This is a genomic window from Phenylobacterium terrae (genome assembly GCF_042681205.1).
GTDB lineage: Bacteria > Pseudomonadota > Alphaproteobacteria > Caulobacterales > Caulobacteraceae > Phenylobacterium > Phenylobacterium terrae.
Genome location: NZ_JBHUEY010000012.1, coordinates 152342 through 170614, shown reverse-complemented (window position 1 = coordinate 170614; position 18273 = coordinate 152342). Strand labels below are relative to the sequence as shown.

Below are 18273 nucleotides of genomic sequence, written 5' to 3'. Positions count from 1 at the left end.
TGGGGGTCGAGCGCTTCGATTCGAAGCGTAAGGGGCCGACGCTCAGGGGTTCTGGGGACCCTTTCTACGCGACTTCAAAGAACACAATCGTCAGCCGCATCTCGCTTAGGGCCCTGCATGCTCCAGTCCCTCTTCGGCGCCATCTCGAACGATATCGCCATCGACCTCGGCACCGCCAACACCCTCATTTACATGAAGGGCAAGGGCATCGTGCTGAACGAGCCGTCCGTGGTGGCCCTGCGCAACGTCGGCGGACGAAAGGTCGTCCACGCCGTCGGCATCGAGGCCAAGCAGATGCTGGGCCGCACGCCGGGCCACATGGAAGCCATCCGCCCGATGCGCGACGGGGTCATCGCCGACTTCGAAGTCGCCGAGGAGATGATCAAGTACTTCATCCGCAAGGTTCACAACCGCAAGGGCTTCGTGAACCCCAAGGTGATCGTGTGCGTGCCGTCCGGCGCCACCGCCGTTGAACGCCGCGCCATCAACGACAGCTGCCTCAACGCCGGCGGCCGCCGCGTGGGCCTGATCGACGAGCCGATGGCCGCCGCGATCGGCGCCGGCCTGCCGATCCACGAGCCGACCGGCTCGATGGTCGTCGACATCGGCGGCGGCACCACCGAGGTGGCGGTCCTGTCGCTCTCGGGCATCGTCTACTCGCGCTCGGTCCGCGTCGGCGGCGACAAGATGGACGAGGCGATCATCAGCTATATGCGCCGCAACCATAACCTCTTGATCGGCGAGACCACCGCCGAGCGGATCAAGAAGGAGATCGGCACCGCCCGCGCCCCGTCCGACGGCGAGGGCCTGTCGATCGAGGTCAAGGGCCGCGACCTGATGCAGGGCGTGCCGCGCGAAGTGCGGATCAGCGAGAAGCAGGCCTCGGATGCGCTGTCCGAGCCGGTCGGCCAGATCGTCGACGCCGTGAAGCTGGCGCTCGAGGCGACGCCGCCGGAGCTGGCCTCCGACATCGCCGACAAGGGGATCATGCTGACCGGGGGCGGCGCGCTGCTGCGCGGCCTGGACTCCGAGATCCGCGACCACACCGGCCTGCCGGTGACCGTCGCCGACGATCCGCTGTCCTGCGTGGCGCTGGGGTGCGGCAAGGTGCTCGAACATCCGAAGTGGATGAAGGGCGTCCTCGAGTCCACGCTGGCTTAAGACTTGAAGTTCAACGATTCGCGTCGGCCGGGGGGCTGACGGCGTAAGTCGCTGATTGGAGGCGACCAGTGTCCTTGCGGGACTCGACGTTCGGCGAGCTGAAGGTGCCGCTCACCTGGATGGCGACGGTGGCCGTGGTCATCGCCTCCATAGTGGCGCTCGCCCTCCTGATGAACGATCGGCGCGGCGACATCTCCGCCGGCGCCTACAGCGTCACCCGCGAGGTGGGCGACAAGGTGGCCGCGCCGGTGGGCGGGGTGCTGTCGACCCCGCTGCGCTGGGTCGGCTCCGGGGTCGACACCGTCAGGGGCTATTTCTTCGCCGTCTCGGAGAACCGCAGGCTCAAGGCCGAGCTGCAGGAGATGCGCCAGTGGCGCGACCTGGCGGTGGCGCTGCGCGACACCAACGACCGCTACAAGACGCTGCTCGGCCTGCAGACCGACCCGCCGATCCCGATGGTCGCGGCGCGGGTGGTGCAGGATTCGCGCGGGCCCTTCTCCCAGGCGCGGATCGCCAACGCCGGGCGCGAGAAGGGAATCCAGGCCGGCCATCCGGTGATGAGCGAGAAGGGGCTGGTCGGCCGCGTGGTCGGCGTCACCGACGGCGCCAGCCGCATTCTGACCCTGACCGACATCGCCTCGCGCACGCCGGTGATGATCGACCGCACCAACGCCCGCGCCATCCTGACCGGCGACGGCGGGCCGAACCCGCGGCTCGAATACCTGCGCGGCCATGAGCCGGTGAAGGAGGGCGACCGGGTCGTCACCTCGGGCGACGGCGGCATGCTGCCCCGCGGCCTGCCGGTGGGCGTGGCGGTGAAGGGCCTCGACGGCCGCTGGCGGGTCGCGCTGGCCTCGGACTCCGCGCCGATCGACTATGTCCGCATCCTGCTGTTCCAGGACTTCTCCCAGCTGGTGAACACCCAGGAACTGAACAAGATGACGCCGCCGCCGCTGATCACCGCCCCGGGCGCGGCACCGCCGGCCGGCGCGCCCGCCGCGCCCACGCCCGCCCCGCCTGCGACGGTGACGCTGCGCCCGGCGCCCGCGGCCACGCCCCCGGCGCCCGCCGCGCCCCGGGCCGCGCCTGCGGCTCCCCCCACGACCGTCGCCCCGGCGGCGGCCCCGCGGCCGGCGGCGCCCGCGCCGCTGCGCACGACGCCCGTCGCCGATGCGCCCGCGACGGCCGCAGCCCCGCCGCCCGCCACAGCGCCCGCCGCGCCGGCGCCTGCCGAGGCCGGAGCTGCGCAATGAGCCCCGGCGGCGCGCGACCGCTGGACCCTGGAACCTGGATCGGCCTGCCCATGCTCTGGGCGATCGCGGCCACCATCCTGTTCGCGGTTCCGCTGCGGGTGTTCGGCCTGCAGCTGCCCGAGCCGGCCTTCCCGCTGGCGCTGGTGTTCGCCTGGGCGGTGATCCGGCCCTCGATCCTGGCGCCGTTCGCGGTGCTGGTCCTGGGCCTGTTCCTGGACATCTTCTGGGGCTCGCCACTGGGGCTGTGGGCGCTGTCGATGCTGATCGCCTACGGCGTGACCCTGTCGGCCCGCAGCTTCATGGTCGGCCAGAGCGGGGCGGTGCTGTGGGGCTGGTACGGGGCGATGTGCGCCCTGACCCTGGCGGCCGGGTCGATGTTCACGCTGATGCAGCTGGACGCCGCGCCCGCTTTCCGGCCGCTGGCCTGGCAGTGGTTCTGGACGGTGCTGCTCTATCCGCTCGTCCACCGCCTGATCGACCGCTTCGAAGACGCCGACGTCCGCTTCCGGTAGCCGCATGCCGCAGACCGCCATCTACTTCTCCGACGTCAACGAACGGCAGGGCGCCTTCCACCGGCGCACCTTCCTGCTGGGCGGGCTGGCCGGCGGCGGGATCCTCGCCCTGGCGACCCGGCTCGGGTACCTGCAGCTGGTGGAATCCGGCCGCTACCAGAAGCTCGCCGCCTCCAACCAGTTCAACTTCAAGCTCGTGCCGCCGCCCCGCGGCGTGATCCTCGACCGCAACGGCGTGGTGCTGGCCTCGAACCGGCCCAACTTCCGCCTGCTGGTGCGCCGCGAGGAGGACCTCGACCACGAGGCCACGCTGAAGACCCTGGCCAACTATGTGCCGCTGAACCCGGAGCGGCAGGCCCGGCTGGTGAAGGAGATCGACCGCTCGCCCCGGCGCGTGCCGGTGCAGGTCATGGAAGACATGAGCTGGGAGCAGTTCTCGGCGATCAACCTGCGCGCCCCGGAACTGCCGGGGGTGGTCGCCGACATGGGCGAGGTGCGGGTCTATCCGCACGGCGGCGCCTTCGCCCACGTGATCGGCTACGTGGCCAAGCCGATCCGGGAAGACATCAAGGAGACCGGGCCGAACGCCGATCCCATCCTGCTGCACCCCGGCTTCCGAATCGGCCGGCAGGGCGTGGAGAAGGCCTTCGACCTGGAGCTGCGCGGCAAGCCCGGCGCCCAGAAGGTCGAGGTCGACGCCAACGGCCGCGAGGTGCGCCACGACCCGGACGGCGACATCCCCGCCGTCCCCGGCAAGCCGATCCAGCTGACCCTCGACGTGGACGTCCAGACCCGCGCCATCGAGGTGTTCGGCGAGGAGAGCGGCGCGGCGGTGATGATGGACTGCCGCACCGGCGACCTGCTGTGCCTGGCCTCGGCGCCGTCGTTCGACGCCAACCGCTTCGTCCGCGGCCTCTCGGGGCCGGAGTACCGGGCGCTGGCCAACTACGAGCGCCGGCCGCTGCTCGACAAGGCCCTGTCCGGGCTCTACCCGCCGGGCTCGACCTTCAAGACCATCACGGCGCTGGCGGCGCTGGACGCGGGCATCGACCCCGACGTGAGGATCTTCTGCGGCGGCGGCTGGCATTTCGGCCGCTATTTCCACTGCCACAAGCGCGGGGGGCACGGCCCGCAGACCATGCGCGACGCCCTGAAGAACTCCTGCGACGTCTACTTCTACCAGGTCGCCCTGCGCATCGGCCCGGACCAGATCGCCAAGGTCGCCAAGGCCTTCGGCTTCGAGCAGATCTTCGACATCGGCATCTCGGGCCAGAAGAAGGGCATCGTGCCGTCCCGCGAGTGGAAGCGGCGCTACTACAAGAAGAACCCGGCGAACCAGGAGTGGATGCCGGGCGAGTCCCTGAGCTACGGCATCGGCCAGGGGGCCCTGCAGGTGAACGCCCTGCAGCTGGCGGTGATGACCGCGCGGCTGGCCAACGGGCGCAAGGCGCTCAATCCGCGGCTGATCAAGTCGGTAGGCGACCAGGTGCTCAAGGCCGGCTCGGACGTCCCGGACCTGCCGTTCAAGCGCGAGCACATCGACTATGTGCGCGAGGGGATGGCCGCGGTGACCGAGGCGGGGGGCACCGGCTTCCGCGCCAGCCAGCTCGGTCTCGGCGACATCCTGATGGCGGGCAAGACCGGCACGGCGCAGGTTCGCAACTACACCGCCGGGGGCTCGCGCGGGAAGGGCGGACCGTGGAAGTACCGTGACCACGGCCTCTTCGTCTGCTTCGCGCCTCTCGACGAGCCGCGCTATGCGCTGTCGGTGATCGTGCAGCACGGCATGGGCGGCTCGACGGCCGCCGCGCCGCGGGCCCGCGAGATCATGCGCGTGGCCCTGCTGAAGGACCCCGAAATCCGGGCGCGCATCGAACAGCCGCTGCCCATGCCCGAGCTGCCGCCCGAGGGGGAGGTGGACATCCCCGATCCGCCCTCGGTCATTGCGCCGGACGCGGCGCCCGACACGCCCATCGCCGCCCCGCCGGGAGCACCCGCATGAGCGCCAGCGCCCTGACCCGCCCGGGCGAGCGCGACCGGCCGACGGTCAAGATCGCCCAGATCGACTGGACCTTCTGCTTCTTCGTCACCCTGATCGCCTGCTTCGGCGCGCTGATGATGTTCTCGGTGGCGGGCAGCTCCTGGACGCCCTGGGCGGCCAACCACCTGGTCCGCTACACCCTGTTCTTCGGCGTCATGGTGGTGCTGGCGCTGGTCGACATCCGGGTCTGGTTCGCCCTGTCCTACCCGGTCTACGCCGTCGCGCTGCTGCTGCTGGTGGCCGTAGAGGCGGTGGGCGACGTGCGGATGGGCGCCCAGCGCTGGCTGTCCATAGGGCCGTTCAGCTTCCAGCCCTCCGAGGTGATGAAGGTCGGCATCGTGATGGCGCTGGCCCGCTTCTACCACGGCGCCTCGGCCCAGACGGCGCGGCTCTCCTGGCGGCTGCTGATCCCGGGCCTGATGATCGCCGTCCCGTTCGCGCTGGTGGCCCACCAGCCCGACCTCGGCACCGCCATGCTGATCCTGTTCACCGGCCTGGCCGTCGTCTTCCTGGCGGGCCTGTCGTGGAAGATCATCATCGCCGGCGTGGCGGGCTTCCTCGTCTCGATCCCGCCGATCGTCATGTTCGTGCTGCACCCCTACCAGCGCCAGCGCGTCATGACCTTCCTCGACCCGGAGAGCGACCCCTCCGGGTCGGGCTACCACATCCTGCAGTCGATGATCGCCCTGGGCTCGGGCGGCCTGCTCGGCAAGGGCTACGGCCTGGGCTCGCAGAGCCAGCTCGACTACCTGCCCGAGAAGCACACGGACTTCATCTTCGCCACCCTGGCCGAGGAGTTCGGCTTCGTCGGCTGCGCCTTCCTGCTGACGCTCTACGCCGCGGTCATCTTCATGGCCCTGCGCACCGCCTCGCTGTCGCACAGCCACTACGGCCGGCTGGCCGCCGCGGGCGTCACCGCCACCTTCGCCTGCTACGTGCTGATCAACGGGGCGATGGTGATGGGGCTGGCCCCCGTCGTGGGCGTGCCGATGCCGCTCCTGTCCTACGGCGGCACGGTGGCGATGACGGTGATGATCGGCTTTGGCCTGGTGCAGTCGGTGCGGGTGCACCGCTACTCCGAGGTCGGCAGCAGCAAGGGGCTGTTCTAGCGAACCTTGCGCGGTGACTGGTTGGGACGCGGAGCGGCCCTACCTGTCACCCTACGCGGCGCAGCGGCTCGATACGGGTGACAGGTAGCGCCTGGGGCGCAACCAGTCACCGGCTCCCTCTGTATTCAGACCGCCAGCGCCTGGTCCGTCGCCCGCACGAGGGCGTCGACGATGCCCGGTTCGGTGGAGGCGTGGCCGGCGTCCCAGACCACCTCGAAGCGGGCTTCCGGCCAGGCGGTCTTCAGCTTCCAGGCCGCTTCCATCGGCGTGACCACATCGAAGCGGCCCTGGACGATCCAGCCCGGAATGCCGCGGATCTTGTCGATGTTCTTCAGGATCCAGCCGTCTTCCGGGAAGAAGCCGCGGTTGGCGAAGAAGTGGCACTCGATGCGCGCGAAGGCGATGGCGAAGTCGATCTCGTTGAACTTCGAGGGCCGGGCCTCGGGTCCGCGGATCGAGATGGTGTCCCCCTCCCATTGGCTCCAGGCGGCGGCCGCCTCGGCCTGGACCTTGCGGTCCGGGTGGGTCAGCCGGCGGTGGTAGGCGCCGATCATGTCGGCGCGCTCGGCGGCCGGGATCGGGGCGCAGAACCGCTCCCAGGCGTCGGGGAAGAGCATCGAGGCGCCGTCCTGGTAGAACCAGCCCAGCTCCCGATCGGTCAGTAGGAAGACGCCGCGCAGGATCAGGCCCGCGACCCGATCCGGATGCTTGATCGCGTAGGCCAGCGCCAGGGTGGAGCCCCAGGAGCCGCCGAACACGGTCCACTTCTCGATTCCGAGATGCTCGCGCAGCCGCTCGATGTCCTCGATCAGCGACCAGGTGGTGTTGTCCTCGAGGGAGGCGTTCGGGCGCGAGCGGCCGCAGCCGCGCTGGTCGAACAGCGTCATCCGCCAGCGGGCGGGGTCGAGGAACCGGCGCATGGTCGGATTGATCGCTCCGCCCGGCCCCCCGTGCAGGATCACCGCCGGCTTTCCGTCGGGCCGCCCGCATTCCTCGTAGAAGATCTCGTGCGGGCCGCCGGTGGGCAGCCAGCCGTAGGCGAACGGCTCGTTGTCCGCGTAGAGGCCTCTTCGGCCGGCGAGCGAGGACACGGCGGGCGCGGGCGTGGTGCGTTCCATTCGATGTTCTTCTTACCGCGGGAAGCGGCGATCTAACCAGCCAAGGATGATCCGGTTCACCTCTTCCGGCTTCTCCTGCTGCGTCCAGTGGCCGGAACCTTCGATCATCACCGTCTCCAGGTCGGAAATGTGGTCGCCCATGCCCTCGGCCATGGAAGGGCGCAGCACAGGGTCGTGCTCGGCGGTGATCATCAGGCAGGGGACGCCGTCGATCCGCTGCGGCAGATGCGCCGAGCGTTCCCAGTTGCGGGTGAAGTTGCGGTACCAGTTGATCGGGCCGGTGAAGCCGGTCCGCCGGAACGCCTCGACGTAGACCGCGAGCTCCTCGTCGCTCAGGAACTGGCGGGCGTCGCCCGCGGGATCGTAGCGCTTCAGCGTCTCGCCGAAGGCGAAGGTGGAGCGGCCCTCGGCCTTCGGCTGGGCGTCGGACTTCAGGCCGTCGCCGGCGCGCATGAAGAAGCGCATGGTCTTCTCCACGTCCTGCGCCAGCAGGGCGTCGGGTTCGGCCGGCGTCTGGAACCAGACGATGTACATCTCGTCGCCATAGACCTTGCGGAACAGGGCGATGGGGTCGATGCCCAGCCGCTGCTGGAACGGCGTGTTGAGGCCGATGATCCCGGCGCAGCGGCCCGGATGCATCAGCGGCATCTGCCAGACGACGAAGCCGCCCCAGTCGTGGCCGACGAAGATCGCCTTCTCCACGCCCAGGTGGTCCAGGAGGCCCACGAGGTCCCCGGTCAGGTGCTCCATGTCGTAGTCCTCCACCGCCGGAGGGCGGGAGGTGAGGCCATAGCCGCGCCCGTCGATGGCGATGGCCCAGCGGCCGGCCGCCTCCAGCGCCTTCAGCTGATGGCGCCAGGAGAAGGCGGTCTCGGGAAAGCCGTGGCAGAGGACGACGGGGACGCCCTGCCGCGGGCCGACCTCGTAATAGGCGAGCTCGATTCCGTTCACGGCGGCGCGCTGTGCGGGCGGCATCTCGGTGGTGGGCATGGCTTGCTCCGGGACTCGTTCCAGGCGCCGCAGGCTGCGCAGGCTCCGCGGCGGAAGGGAAGGGGTTCTTCGCCCGCGCCGACGCGCTAGAAGGCGCCCATGCCGAAGGACGCCGAGATCAAGCCCGCCCCGACCCCCTGGGGCCTCGTCGTCATGCTGGGGGCGATGACCGCCTTCGCACCCATGGCCATCGACATGTACCTGCCGAGCCTGCCGGCGATCGCCCAGGGGCTGTCGGCCAGCGCCGGACAGGCGCAGGCGACGGTCGCCGCCTTCTTCGCGGGCATGGCCATCGGCCAGTTCATCTACGGCCCGGCGTCGGACCGCTACGGCCGGCGCGCGCCGCTGCTCGTCGGCGTCGTGGTCTACACCGCCGCCTCGGTGGCCTGCGCCCTGGCGACCAGCCCGGAGATGCTGATCGCCGCCCGGTTCGTCCAGGCGCTGGGCGGCTGCGCCGGCGGGGTGGTGGCGCGGGCGATCATCCGCGACAAGTTCGACCACACCGAGACGGCGCGGATGCTGTCGCTGATGATGCTGATCATGGGCCTGGCGCCCATCCTCGCGCCGCTGCTCGGGGGCGTGATCCTCACCATCGCCGGCTGGCGGGCCAACTTCTGGGTGCTGGCCGCGTTCGGCGTGGCGGTCGGCGCCGCCGTCCTGCTGCGGCTGAAGGAGTCGCGCTCGGAGGCGACGGCCGCCCAGGCGCGCAGCGAGAGCCCGCTGCAGGCCTACGCGGCCCTCTTCAGGCAGAAGCGGCTGATCGGCTACCTGCTGGCCGGGGCGCTGAACGGGGCGACGCTGTTCACCTACATCTCCGCCTCGCCGGGACTGCTGATCGGGACCTACGGCATCAGCCCGCAGAACTTCGGCTGGGTGTTCGGCCTCAACGCCTTCGGGATCATCGGGGCCAACCAGGTGAACCGCCACCTTCTGCGCAGGCGCACGCCGGACCAGGTGCTGGCGACCGCGAGCCTGGTCTCGGCGGGCCTCGCGGCCCTCCTGGCCCTCGTCGCGGTCACCGGCTGGGGCGGCCAGTGGGGCGTGCTCGGCCTGCTGTTCATCCTGCTGGCCAGCTACGGCTTCATGCAGGGCAACACGACCGCCGGCGCCCTCAGCGTCGATCCGCTGCGGGCCGGCTCGGTCTCGGCGCTGACGGGGGCGGCCTCGTTCGCGGCCGGCGCGGTGGCGGCCAGCATCTCGGCCGCCCTGCACGATGCGACCGCGCGGCCGATGGCGCTGATCATGCTGGTCGCCATCGCCGGCTCGGCGATCGCGCTGCACACGCTGGCGCTGCCGAGCCGCGAGAAGGCCTAAGGGCGGCGGACGCCCCGGGCCGCCCAGGCCAGCGCCGCCCACCCGACCATGAAGGACAGCCCGCCGATGGGCGTGACCGCGCCCAGCCAGCGCGGTCCGCCCAGTCCCATGGCGAACAGCGAACCGGTGAAGAGCACGACGCCTGCGAGGAAGAAGCCCGCCGCGAGCCCGACCCTGCGGGCGCCGAACTGAGCCAGGATCGCGCAGGCGAACGTCGCCAGCACATGAGCCAGCGCATATTCCGCCCCGGTCTGCAGCCATGACCGTGCCTTGGGATCGGCCACGCCGTGCGCGCCGAAGGCGCCGCCGGCCACGGCCGCGAGGCCGAGGAGCGCCGCCAGCGTCATCCAGTTGCGAGCCGTCCACATGTTCCTGCCACCCGATTGCGAACGATCAGCCCAGCTCTAGGGTATGTGGCGGCGAATGCGAACGGGAGGGGTCATGCGCGCGGCGTTGATCGGGTTTCTTGCGGCGGGGGTTGTGGCGCTTGCGGGGGCGGCGCGGGCGGAGTCCGGGGCGTTCGGCGACTGGATCGTGGTCTGCGACAACGTCCGGACGTGCAACGCCTACGGCTTCTCAGATCAGGACACGGAGCAGCTCTCCTACATTCGCATCACCCGCAGCGGAGCGGCCGGCGCTGCGCCTACGATCTCGATTTCGGCGAACGGGGAGGGAAGCGCCGTCTGGCGGCTGGAGATCGACGGATTTGCGGTGGTGGACCAGGTCCCGGCCAGCGCGGGCAAGGACGAGGTCTACCAGCGGGCCGTGCTGAGTTCGGCGCAGACGGCGACGCTGCTGAAGGGCCTGGCGAACGGCGGGATCCTCTCGATCTGGCGAGGCCGGGATATCGTCTCGGCGATTTCCCTGAAGGGGAGCTCGGCGGCGCTGCGCTGGGCCGACGACCGGCAGAAGCGCGCCGGAACGGTCACGGCGCTGGTGGCCAAGGGCCCGAAGCCGGCGAGCGCCGTGCCGGCCGTCCCGCCGCCGCCGCTGGTGCGTGCGGCCGCGCCGGTCTCGCAAGCCGGGCTTCCGAAGGCGCTGCCGGATGCGATCAAGTACCCGTGGGAGTCCTGCGACGATGACATCGGCGAGCTGGGGATCGATCCGCAGGTCTTCCGCCTCGCTCCCGGGCTGCTGATGTGGCAGACGGCGTGCAGCCGCGGCGCCTACAACATCATCTACGACTTCAGCCTGCTGGACGAGAAGGGGACGCTCAAGGGCGCGCCGGACTTCCCGTACGAGAGCGGGATGGCGGAGAGCGGGCGGCTGATGAACGCCGAGTTCGACCCCGGCTCCCAGACGCTCACCAACTTCGACAAGGCCCGCGGGCTTGGCGACTGCGGCGCCTTCACCAGCTGGGTCTGGACCGGCCAGGCCTTCGCCCTGAAGCGCTCGGAGGTGATGCCGGACTGCCGCGGCGTGCCCCTCGACGACTGGCCGACCGAGTTCGTCAGCCGGTAGTCAGCCTTGACTTCAACCGCCGGGGCACGAGGCTGTCGGCTGTCCCAGGAACGAGAAGAAGGTGGTGGAGGAGATGATCCAGTTCACGCAGGAGCGGCAGGACGAGCCGGGCGTCACCCGCCGGCTATTCGAGCTGTCGGTCGGCGGCGAGACGGTGCCCGCGGCGCTGTGGACGCCGGAAGGGGCGAAGGGGCCCCGGCCGCTGATCCTGATGGGCCACGGCGGCTCGCAGCACAAGAAGACCGCCGGCATCGTCGCTCGGGCGCGGATCTACGCGAAGAAGTTCGGCTACGCGACGCTGGCCATCGACGCGCCGGGCCACGGCGACCGCATCTCCCGCGAGCAGGCCGAGGCGATGGCCCGCGACGTCGGCGCGCGGGTGACCGGCCAGGCGCCGGCCGGCTTCACGCCCGAGCGGCTGAAGCAGATGGCCCAGCGCACCGCCCAGGCCGTGCCGGAGTGGAAGGCGGCCCTCGACGCCGTCCTGAGCCTGGACTTCGTCGGCGACGACGGGCGGATCGGCTACTGGGGCGTCTCCATGGGCACGGCCATCGGCGTGCCGTTCGTGGCCCAGGAACCGCGGATCAAGTGCGCCGTCTTCGGCCTGGCCGGCCTGCGCCCCGGCGCGGCCGAGTTCGAGGCGGCGGCCAGGTCCATCACCATCCCCGTCGAGTTCGTCTTCCAGTGGGACGACGCGGTCGCGCCCCGCGAGCACGGCATCGCCCTGTTCGAGGCCTTCGGCTCGGCGGAGAAGACCATGCACATCAACCCCGGCGGCCACATGGGCATCCCGCCCTTCGAAGGCGCGAGCTGGGAGCGGTTCTACGTGAGGCACCTCGGCACCGCCGAGACCGCCGCGAAGGCGCTGGAGCCCATGGCCACGGTTTAAACCTCTCCCTCCGCGCAGCGGGGGGAGAGGGTAGGGTGAGGGGGGCGGCGCCTCCGCAGCCCTGACGCCCGAGGCCCTTCGCTGCGCTTCGGGCCCCCTCACCCACCCCTCTCCCCGCGTTGCGGGGAGAGGTCTTGCGAGACTCGCGGTAAGCACGCCAGGACCATGTCCTCCGCCGTGCGCCTCGGCCTCTGCTATTCGGCCATCTTCGTCGGCACGGGGGCGATGGCGCCCTACATGCCGGTGTGGTTCGCCGAGCGGGGTCTTTCCGGCGCGCAGATCGGGCTGATCCTGTCGCTGCCGATGCTGGCCCGGGTGGTGACCGCGCCGGCGCTGGCGGTCTGGGCCGACAGCTTCGCGCTACGGCGCACGCCGCTGATCCTGCTGAGTCTGGCGACGGCGCTCGGCTATCTGATGATGGCCGCCCCGTTCGGCTTTCCCTGGTGGCTGGCCGTCTGGTTTGTGGCGGCGAGCGCGTTCGCCACCCTGCCGCCGCTGACCGACGTCGTCGCCCTGGCCCGCGCGCGGACGGAGGGCTTCAACTACGGCTGGCCGCGGGGCATCGGCTCGGCGGCGTTCATCGTCGCCAACATCGCCGCCGGCGCCCTTCTGGTGGCGACGTCCTCGGACGCGGTGCTGGTGTGGATCATCGCCGCGGCGCTGCTGGCGGCGCTGGCCTCGCGCTTCCTGCTGCCGGCCGATCCGGTGCTGGAGCACGGCGGCGTCGCCGGGCTGCGCGAGCGGCTGGCGGGCCTGGGCCTGCTGCTGAAGGACAGGCTGTTCCTGCTGGCGGTGCTGTCGGTGGGGCTCATCCAGTCGGCCCACGCCTTCTACTACAGCTTCTCGGCGCTGGCCTGGAAGGCCCAGGGCATCCCGGAGAACCTGACCGGCGTCCTCTGGGGCGTGGGCGTCGCGGTCGAGATCGTCTTCATGTGGTTCTTAGAGCCCTGGCGGCGGCGCATCGGGCCGCGGCGGCTCCTGGTGATCGGCGGCCTGGCCGCGCTGGTGCGCTGGACCGCCTACGCCTTCTCGCCGCCGCTCTGGCTGCTGTTCCCGCTGCAGGGGCTGCATGCGCTCAGCTATGCGGCGACCTTCCTCGCCTCTCTGCAGCTCGTGGAACGGCTGTCCTCGCCGGTGAACATGACCGCCGCCCAGACCATCAACTCGGCCTTCTCCAGCGGCCTGCTGGCGGGCCTGGCGACGCTGGCGTCCGGGCCGCTGTTCGACCGCTACGGCGCCGGCGGCTACCTGCTGATGACCGCGATGAGCCTGGTGGGGGTGCTGGGCGCGCTCAGGCTGTACGGCGCGAGGCGTCTGGACGGCTGAGGGCCTCGGCCATGGCGCCGGCCGCGGCCTGCACCGCCCGGGCGACGTCCGCCAGCCCGAACGCCGCGCCCTCGACGTACTCGCGCACCTGCGGCACGTGCAGGAAGGCGACGGTGGGGGCGGCCTCGGCGGCCAGCAGCCGGTAGTAGGTGAAGTTGCAGAGGTAGTCGCCGGCGTCGTCCGAGAGCTCGGCCGCCAGCCCCTCGCGCTCGATGGCGGCGACCATGGAGCGGGTCGGGGCGACGGTGCGGATCTCGTCGGCGCCGTCCGCAGCGATCAGCTCGGCGCCCCACAGTTCGCCCAGGTCGTCGCGCTTCTCCGCCGCGGCGCGATTGCGGCCGAGCCGCTCCACGTGGAAGCTGGCGGCGCTCACGGCGACGCCCACCACCAGCACCGCGTCGGCGGGGGCGGCGGCCAGGCGGTCGAGGATGGCCTCCGCCGAGCCGCGCCAGGCGACCGGCACGGTCAGGTAGTCGGCGTTGGCGCCCTCTGGCGACCAGCCGTGCGCGGCCAGCGCCTCGACCGCGGCCTGTGCGGGGTTGCGGATGGCCTCGGGGAAGGCGCTAAAGCCACAGATGAGCAGGCGAGGGGGCATGGCCCCACTATAGAGGCTGCGGGCCCGCAGTCCCATTCGCCGCCGAACGGGAGGAGTGAATATGCGTGCGTTGCAGGTGACCGCCCCCTGGGGCATCGATCGGGTCGAGGTGGTCGAGCGGCCGGACCCGAAGCCGGGCCCCGGCGAGGTGCTGGTGCGGATGCGGGCGGTGTCGCTGAACTACCGCGACCTGTCGATGATCCGCCACGGCGCCGCGCGCGGGACGATCGAGGGCCCGCTCACCCCCTTCTCCGACGGCTGCGGGATCGTCGAGGCGGTGGGCGAGGGCGTCACCCGCTTCCAGGTCGGCGACCGGGTGGCGAGCATGTTCTTCCAGGGCTGGATCGACGGGCGGCCGACGCCGGAGCGGACCGGAATGAGTGCGCTCGGCTGGCCGGTGCCGGGGGTCGGGCGGGAGTACGCGGTCTACAATCAGGAGGGGCTCTCCAAGCCGCCGGAGTTCCTCACCGACGAGGAGGTCGCCTGCCTGCCGTGCGCAGCGCTGACCGCCTGGCGGGCGCTGTTCGAGGACGCCCACCTGGAGCCCGGCGAAAGCGTGGTGCTGCAGGGGACCGGCGGGGTTTCGATCTTCGGGCTGCAGCTCGCCAAGGCGGCCGGCTACCGGACCATCGTCACCTCCTCGTCCGACGAGAAGCTCGAGCGGGCCAAGGCGATGGGCGGCGACCACCTGATCAACTACCGGGCCCAGCCGGAGTGGGCGCGCGGCGTGCGCGAGGCGACCGGCGGCCAGGGGGCCGACTTCATCATGGAGGTCGGCGGCCAGGGCACCATCCAGCAGAGCATGCGGGCCGTGCGCCAGGCGGGCCACATCGCCATCATCGGCGTGCTGGCGGCCGGCGAGGGGGCGCCGTTCAACCCGGCCTCGCTGATCGGCAACTCGGCCCGGCTGGTGGGCGTCTCGGTCGGCTCGCGGGCGATGTTCGAGGCCATGTGCCGGGCCATCGACCTGCACAAGATCCGCCCCGTGGTCGACAAGCGGTTCCCTTTCACCGAAGCGCAGGCGGCGCTGCGGGCGATGGAGGCGGGGGAGCACTTCGGAAAGATCGTGCTGACGTTCTGAAGGAGCTTCTACCTCCCCCGCGAAGCGGCGGGAGGGGGACCAGTCGCCGAGCGCAGCGAAGAGCGACTGGTGGAGGGGGCGGGCCGTAGGCGGGGCGTTTTGAACTGCGGCTGAGTCGCGGCGGCGAGGCGGTGCGGGTGGCCCGCCCCCTCCACCCCCCGCTCTGCAGCCGGCGTGCGCCGGCTTCGGCGGGCGGTCCCCCTCCCGCCGCTGCGCGGGGGAGGTAGGAAGCAGGCGCCGACGCAAAATCGGGCCCGGCGACCAGGGACGTGACCGCCGGACCCGACAAGAGGGCTCGCGCTAGACCTCAGAAGCGCGCGCATGGAAAGAACCGGCGTTTTTCGCCGGAGTTCCGTCACGGACGCGTGTGCGACGGGGCCGCCACGCCGCTGTCCCGGCCACTCCCCCCGCGCGTTCAGGTCGCGGAGAGGAGGGGGTCAGATGCTGTAGTCGCCCAGGTCGCCGTCCAGCCAGCGGACGATCTCTTCGGCGGCCTCGGCCGGCGTCATGGCGGTGGTGTCGATGCGGATCTCGGGGCGCTCGGGGGCCTCGTAGGGGCTGTCGACGCCGGTGAAGTTCTTCAGCTCGCCGGCCCGGGCCTTCTTGTAGAGGCCTTTGACGTCGCGCTGCTCGGCGACCTCCAGGGGCGTGTCGACGAACACCTCGATGAACTCGCCTTCGGCCAAGAGCTCGCGGGCCAGCCGCCGTTCGGCGCGGAACGGCGAGATGAAGGAGACGAGGACGATCAGCCCCGCGTCGACCATCAGCTTGGCCACCTCGGCGACCCGGCGGATGTTCTCCACCCGGTCCTCGTCGGTGAAGCCGAGGTCCTTGTTGAGGCCGTGGCGGACGTTGTCGCCGTCGAGGATGTAGGTGTGCCTCCCGTCGGCGTGCAGCCGCTTCTCGACCAGGTTGGCGATGGTCGACTTGCCCGAGCCCGAGAGGCCGGTCAGCCAGACGACGCGGCCCTTCTGGCCCTTCAGCGCGGCGCGCGCGGACTTGTTCACGTCCAGCGCCTGCCAGTGGATGTTCTGGCTGCGGCGCAGGGCGAAGTGCAGCATGCCGGCCCCGACCGTGCGGTTGGACAGCCGGTCGATCAGGATGAAGCCGCCGAGGTCCTTGTTCTCCGCGTAGGGGTCGAAGGCGACGGGCGCGTCGAGCGAGAGGTTGCAGACGCCGATCTCGTTCAGCTCTAGCCGCTTGGCGGCCAGGTGCTCGAGGGTGTTCACGTTGACCTTGTACTTGGGCTCGGTGATCTGGGCGCCGACGATGCGGGCGCCGAGCTTCACCAGGTAGGGCCGGCCCGGCAGTAGGGCCTCCTCGTCGAACCAGACGATGGTGGACTCGAACTGGTCGGCCACGGCCGGCGGATCGCCCGCGGCGGCCAGAACGTCGCCGCGCGAAACATCGATCTCGTCGGCCAGGGTCAGGGTCACCGACTGGCCGGCCACCGCCCGCGGCAGGTCGCCGGAGAAGGTGACGATGCGCGCCACCGTGCTCTCGCGGCCGGAGGGCAGCACCTTGACCTTGTCGCCGGTCGCGATGGTCCCGGAGGCGATCAGGCCGGAGAAGCCGCGGAAGTCCAGGTTGGGGCGGTTGACCCACTGCACCGGCATCCGGAAGGGCTTCTCCTGCAGGTCGTCCTCGACCTCCAGGGTCTCCAGCAGGGTCATCAGCGGCGGCCCGGCGTACCAGGGCGCCTTGTCGCTGCTCGTCGTGATGTTGTCGCCCTTGAGCGCCGACATCGGGATGGCGTGGAAGGCCTTGATGCCGATCTGCTCGGCGAAGGCGCGGTAGTCGGCGAGGATGGCGTCGAAGGTCTCCTGCGACCAGTCCACCAGGTCCATCTTGTTGACGGCCAGGATGACGTGGCGGATGCCGAGCAGGCTGACCAGGTAGCTGTGCCGACGGGTCTGGGTCAGCACGCCCTTGCGCGCGTCGATCAGGATGATGGCCGCGTCCGCCGTCGAGGCGCCGGTGACCATGTTGCGCGTGTACTGCTCGTGGCCGGGGGTGTCGGCGACGATGAACTTCCGCTTGTCGGTGGAGAAGAACCGGTAGGCGACGTCGATGGTGATGCCCTGCTCGCGCTCGGCGGCGAGGCCGTCGACGAGGAGGGCGAAGTCGATGTCGCCGCCCTGGGTGCCGACCTTCTTGGAGTCGGCTTCGAGGGCCGCCAGCTGGTCCTCGAAGATCATCTTGGAGTCGTAGAGCAGCCGCCCGATCAGGGTCGACTTGCCGTCGTCCACCGAACCGCAGGTGAGGAACCGCAGCAGGCTCTTGTGCTCGTGCGCGTGGAGGTAGGCCTCGATGTCCTCGGAGATGAGGTCGGACTGGTGGGCGCCGGCCTTGGCGGGGGCGGTGTCGGCGAGAGCCATCAGAAGTAGCCCTCCTGCTTCTTCTTCTCCATCGAGGCGGACTGGTCGTGGTCGATCATCCGGCCCTGCCGCTCGGAGGTGGTGGTGAGCAGCATCTCCTGGATGATCTCGGGCAGGGTCGCGGCCTCGCTCTCGATGGCGCCGGTCAGCGGGTAGCAGCCGAGGGTGCGGAAGCGCACCGACTTCATCTGCGGGGTCTCGCCGGGCTTCAGCGGCATGCGGTCGTCGTCGACCATGATCAGCGTGCCGTCACGCTCGACCACCGGCCGCTTGGCCGCGAAGTAGAGGGGCACGATCGGGATGTTCTGCAGGTAGATGTACTGCCAGATGTCGAGCTCGGTCCAATTGGAGATCGGGAAGGCGCGGAAGCTCTCCCCCGGACGCTTGCGGGTGTTGTAGAGCCGCCAGAGCTCGGGGCGCTGGTTCTTGGGGTCCCAGCGGTGCTCGGGGGTGCGGAACGAGAGCACCCGCTCCTTGGCGCGGCTCTTCTCCTCGTCCCGGCGGCCGCCGCCGAACGCGGCGTCGAAGCCGTACTTGTCGAGGGCCTGCTTCAGGCCTTCGGTCTTCCAGATGTCGGTGTGCAGCGCGCTGCCGTGGTCGAACGGGTTGATGCCCTTGGCCAGGGCCTCCGGGTTCTGGTGGACCAGCAGCTCGAAGCCGAGCTCGCGGGCCATCCGTTCGCGCATCTCGTACATCGCCCGGAACTTCCAGGTGGTGTCGACGTGCAGCAGCGGGAACGGCGGCTTGGAGGGGTAGAAGGCCTTTGCGGCGAGGTGCAGCATCACCGCGCTGTCCTTGCCGATGGAGTAGAGCATCACCGGCCGTTCGCACTCGGCGACGACCTCGCGCATGATGTGGATGCTCTCCGCCTCGAGGCGTTCGAGGTGGGTCAGCCGTTGCGGGGAAATCGTGGCGGTGCTGTCAGCCATCGGTGCAAAGGCGGTCGCGACGCGGGCGTCCATTCGGGGCGACCTCAAAATCTAATAAAAAGCCGCCCGCGCCGGCCTGGCGACGTGCGGACTAACGGCCCTTCGCTCGGTCAGGT

General features: G+C 70.7%; 16 protein-coding genes. 10 read left to right on the top strand and 6 right to left on the bottom strand.

Annotation, left to right across the window (positions count from 1 at the left end; all coding sequences use genetic code 11):
- Window positions 1–117: 117 nt before the first annotated feature.
- The 5 genes from ACFSC0_RS20295 (at window position 118) to rodA (ending at window position 6076) form a co-directional block, all read left to right on the top strand.
- Entirely contained in the window at window positions 118–1161 is a 1044-nt protein-coding gene (locus ACFSC0_RS20295; RefSeq protein ID WP_320355567.1) for a rod shape-determining protein, read from the top strand.
- A 68-nt stretch (window positions 1162–1229) separates the two neighbouring features.
- On the top strand, window positions 1230–2414 hold the full coding sequence (mreC, locus tag ACFSC0_RS20290) for a rod shape-determining protein MreC (protein ID WP_377355255.1): 1185 nt from the start codon (window positions 1230–1232) through the stop codon (window positions 2412–2414).
- On the top strand, window positions 2411–2926 hold the full coding sequence (locus ACFSC0_RS20285; RefSeq protein WP_377281776.1) for a hypothetical protein: 516 nt from the start codon (window positions 2411–2413) through the stop codon (window positions 2924–2926). The genes mreC and ACFSC0_RS20285 overlap by 4 nt, the downstream gene beginning before the upstream one ends.
- Window positions 2927–2930: 4 nt before the next feature.
- Entirely contained in the window at window positions 2931–4928 is a 1998-nt protein-coding gene (mrdA, locus tag ACFSC0_RS20280; RefSeq protein ID WP_377281775.1) for a penicillin-binding protein 2, read from the top strand.
- Entirely contained in the window at window positions 4925–6076 is a 1152-nt protein-coding gene (gene rodA, locus ACFSC0_RS20275; protein ID WP_377281774.1) for a rod shape-determining protein RodA, read from the top strand. Before mrdA ends, rodA begins: the two co-directional genes overlap by 4 nt.
- A gap of 125 nt (window positions 6077–6201) precedes the next feature.
- Here rodA and pip read toward each other — a convergent pair whose 3' ends face one another.
- Window positions 6202–7194, bottom strand: coding sequence for a prolyl aminopeptidase (gene pip / locus ACFSC0_RS20270; protein ID WP_377281773.1), 993 nt, complete (start codon window positions 7192–7194; stop codon window positions 6202–6204).
- A gap of 12 nt (window positions 7195–7206) precedes the next feature.
- Window positions 7207–8184, bottom strand: a complete 978-nt coding sequence (locus ACFSC0_RS20265) for an alpha/beta fold hydrolase (RefSeq protein ID WP_377281772.1) — start codon at window positions 8182–8184, stop codon at window positions 7207–7209.
- Window positions 8185–8283: 99 nt separating this feature from the next.
- On the opposite strand from ACFSC0_RS20265, the gene ACFSC0_RS20260 reads away from it, so the two are divergent.
- Window positions 8284–9498, top strand: coding sequence for a multidrug effflux MFS transporter (locus ACFSC0_RS20260; protein WP_377281771.1), 1215 nt, complete (start codon window positions 8284–8286; stop codon window positions 9496–9498).
- Here the strand turns inward: ACFSC0_RS20260 and ACFSC0_RS20255 are convergent.
- On the bottom strand, window positions 9495–9866 hold the full coding sequence (locus ACFSC0_RS20255) for a DUF423 domain-containing protein (RefSeq protein WP_377281770.1): 372 nt from the start codon (window positions 9864–9866) through the stop codon (window positions 9495–9497). The two genes, ACFSC0_RS20260 and ACFSC0_RS20255, sit on opposite strands and share 4 nt — an antisense overlap.
- A 73-nt stretch (window positions 9867–9939) precedes the next feature.
- On the opposite strand from ACFSC0_RS20255, the gene ACFSC0_RS20250 reads away from it, so the two are divergent.
- The 3 genes from ACFSC0_RS20250 to ACFSC0_RS20240 all read left to right on the top strand — a co-directional run bounded on the left by ACFSC0_RS20250 (window position 9940) and on the right by ACFSC0_RS20240 (window position 13174).
- On the top strand, window positions 9940–10959 hold the full coding sequence (locus tag ACFSC0_RS20250) for a DUF1176 domain-containing protein (protein WP_377281769.1): 1020 nt from the start codon (window positions 9940–9942) through the stop codon (window positions 10957–10959).
- 73 nt (window positions 10960–11032) lie between these two features.
- Window positions 11033–11848 (top strand): alpha/beta hydrolase, encoded by an 816-nt coding sequence (locus tag ACFSC0_RS20245; protein WP_377281768.1) that lies wholly within the window; start codon window positions 11033–11035, stop codon window positions 11846–11848.
- A gap of 165 nt (window positions 11849–12013) precedes the next feature.
- On the top strand, window positions 12014–13174 hold the full coding sequence (locus ACFSC0_RS20240; protein WP_377281767.1) for an MFS transporter: 1161 nt from the start codon (window positions 12014–12016) through the stop codon (window positions 13172–13174).
- Here the strand turns inward: ACFSC0_RS20240 and ACFSC0_RS20235 are convergent.
- A complete protein-coding gene (locus tag ACFSC0_RS20235; protein WP_377281766.1) occupies window positions 13140–13769 on the bottom strand; it encodes a pyroglutamyl-peptidase I family protein in 630 nt (209 codons plus the stop codon). The genes ACFSC0_RS20240 and ACFSC0_RS20235 overlap by 35 nt on opposite strands.
- A gap of 61 nt (window positions 13770–13830) precedes the next feature.
- Between ACFSC0_RS20235 and ACFSC0_RS20230 the strand changes: the two genes are divergently transcribed.
- Entirely contained in the window at window positions 13831–14850 is a 1020-nt protein-coding gene (locus ACFSC0_RS20230; RefSeq protein WP_377281765.1) for a zinc-dependent alcohol dehydrogenase family protein, read from the top strand.
- 437 nt (window positions 14851–15287) lie between these two features.
- Here ACFSC0_RS20230 and cysN read toward each other — a convergent pair whose 3' ends face one another.
- Complete coding sequence (cysN, locus tag ACFSC0_RS20225; protein ID WP_377281764.1) at window positions 15288–17228, bottom strand: sulfate adenylyltransferase subunit CysN; 1941 nt, start codon at window positions 17226–17228, stop codon at window positions 15288–15290.
- Window positions 17228–18190 carry a sulfate adenylyltransferase subunit CysD gene (gene cysD, locus ACFSC0_RS20220; protein WP_377281763.1) on the bottom strand — a complete coding sequence of 321 codons (963 nt, stop codon included), beginning with the start codon at window positions 18188–18190 and terminating at the stop codon, window positions 17228–17230. The genes cysN and cysD overlap by 1 nt, the downstream gene beginning before the upstream one ends.
- Between the last annotated feature and the right edge of the window lie 83 nt (window positions 18191–18273).

Coding starts and splice junctions, on each gene's coding strand:
- ACFSC0_RS20235 (WP_377281766.1), bottom strand. CDS start 13,769: ATGCCCCCTCGCCTGCTCATCTGTGGCTTTAGCGCCTTCCCCGAGGCC.
- ACFSC0_RS20285 (WP_377281776.1), top strand. CDS start 2,411: ATGAGCCCCGGCGGCGCGCGACCGCTGGACCCTGGAACCTGGATCGGC.
- mrdA (WP_377281775.1), top strand. CDS start 2,931: ATGCCGCAGACCGCCATCTACTTCTCCGACGTCAACGAACGGCAGGGC.
- rodA (WP_377281774.1), top strand. CDS start 4,925: ATGAGCGCCAGCGCCCTGACCCGCCCGGGCGAGCGCGACCGGCCGACG.
- ACFSC0_RS20230 (WP_377281765.1), top strand. CDS start 13,831: ATGCGTGCGTTGCAGGTGACCGCCCCCTGGGGCATCGATCGGGTCGAG.
- ACFSC0_RS20240 (WP_377281767.1), top strand. CDS start 12,014: ATGTCCTCCGCCGTGCGCCTCGGCCTCTGCTATTCGGCCATCTTCGTC.
- pip (WP_377281773.1), bottom strand. CDS start 7,194: ATGGAACGCACCACGCCCGCGCCCGCCGTGTCCTCGCTCGCCGGCCGA.
- ACFSC0_RS20265 (WP_377281772.1), bottom strand. CDS start 8,184: ATGCCCACCACCGAGATGCCGCCCGCACAGCGCGCCGCCGTGAACGGA.
- cysN (WP_377281764.1), bottom strand. CDS start 17,228: ATGGCTCTCGCCGACACCGCCCCCGCCAAGGCCGGCGCCCACCAGTCC.
- ACFSC0_RS20245 (WP_377281768.1), top strand. CDS start 11,033: ATGATCCAGTTCACGCAGGAGCGGCAGGACGAGCCGGGCGTCACCCGC.
- ACFSC0_RS20250 (WP_377281769.1), top strand. CDS start 9,940: ATGCGCGCGGCGTTGATCGGGTTTCTTGCGGCGGGGGTTGTGGCGCTT.
- ACFSC0_RS20260 (WP_377281771.1), top strand. CDS start 8,284: ATGCCGAAGGACGCCGAGATCAAGCCCGCCCCGACCCCCTGGGGCCTC.
- ACFSC0_RS20255 (WP_377281770.1), bottom strand. CDS start 9,866: ATGTGGACGGCTCGCAACTGGATGACGCTGGCGGCGCTCCTCGGCCTC.
- ACFSC0_RS20295 (WP_320355567.1), top strand. CDS start 118: ATGCTCCAGTCCCTCTTCGGCGCCATCTCGAACGATATCGCCATCGAC.
- cysD (WP_377281763.1), bottom strand. CDS start 18,190: ATGGACGCCCGCGTCGCGACCGCCTTTGCACCGATGGCTGACAGCACC.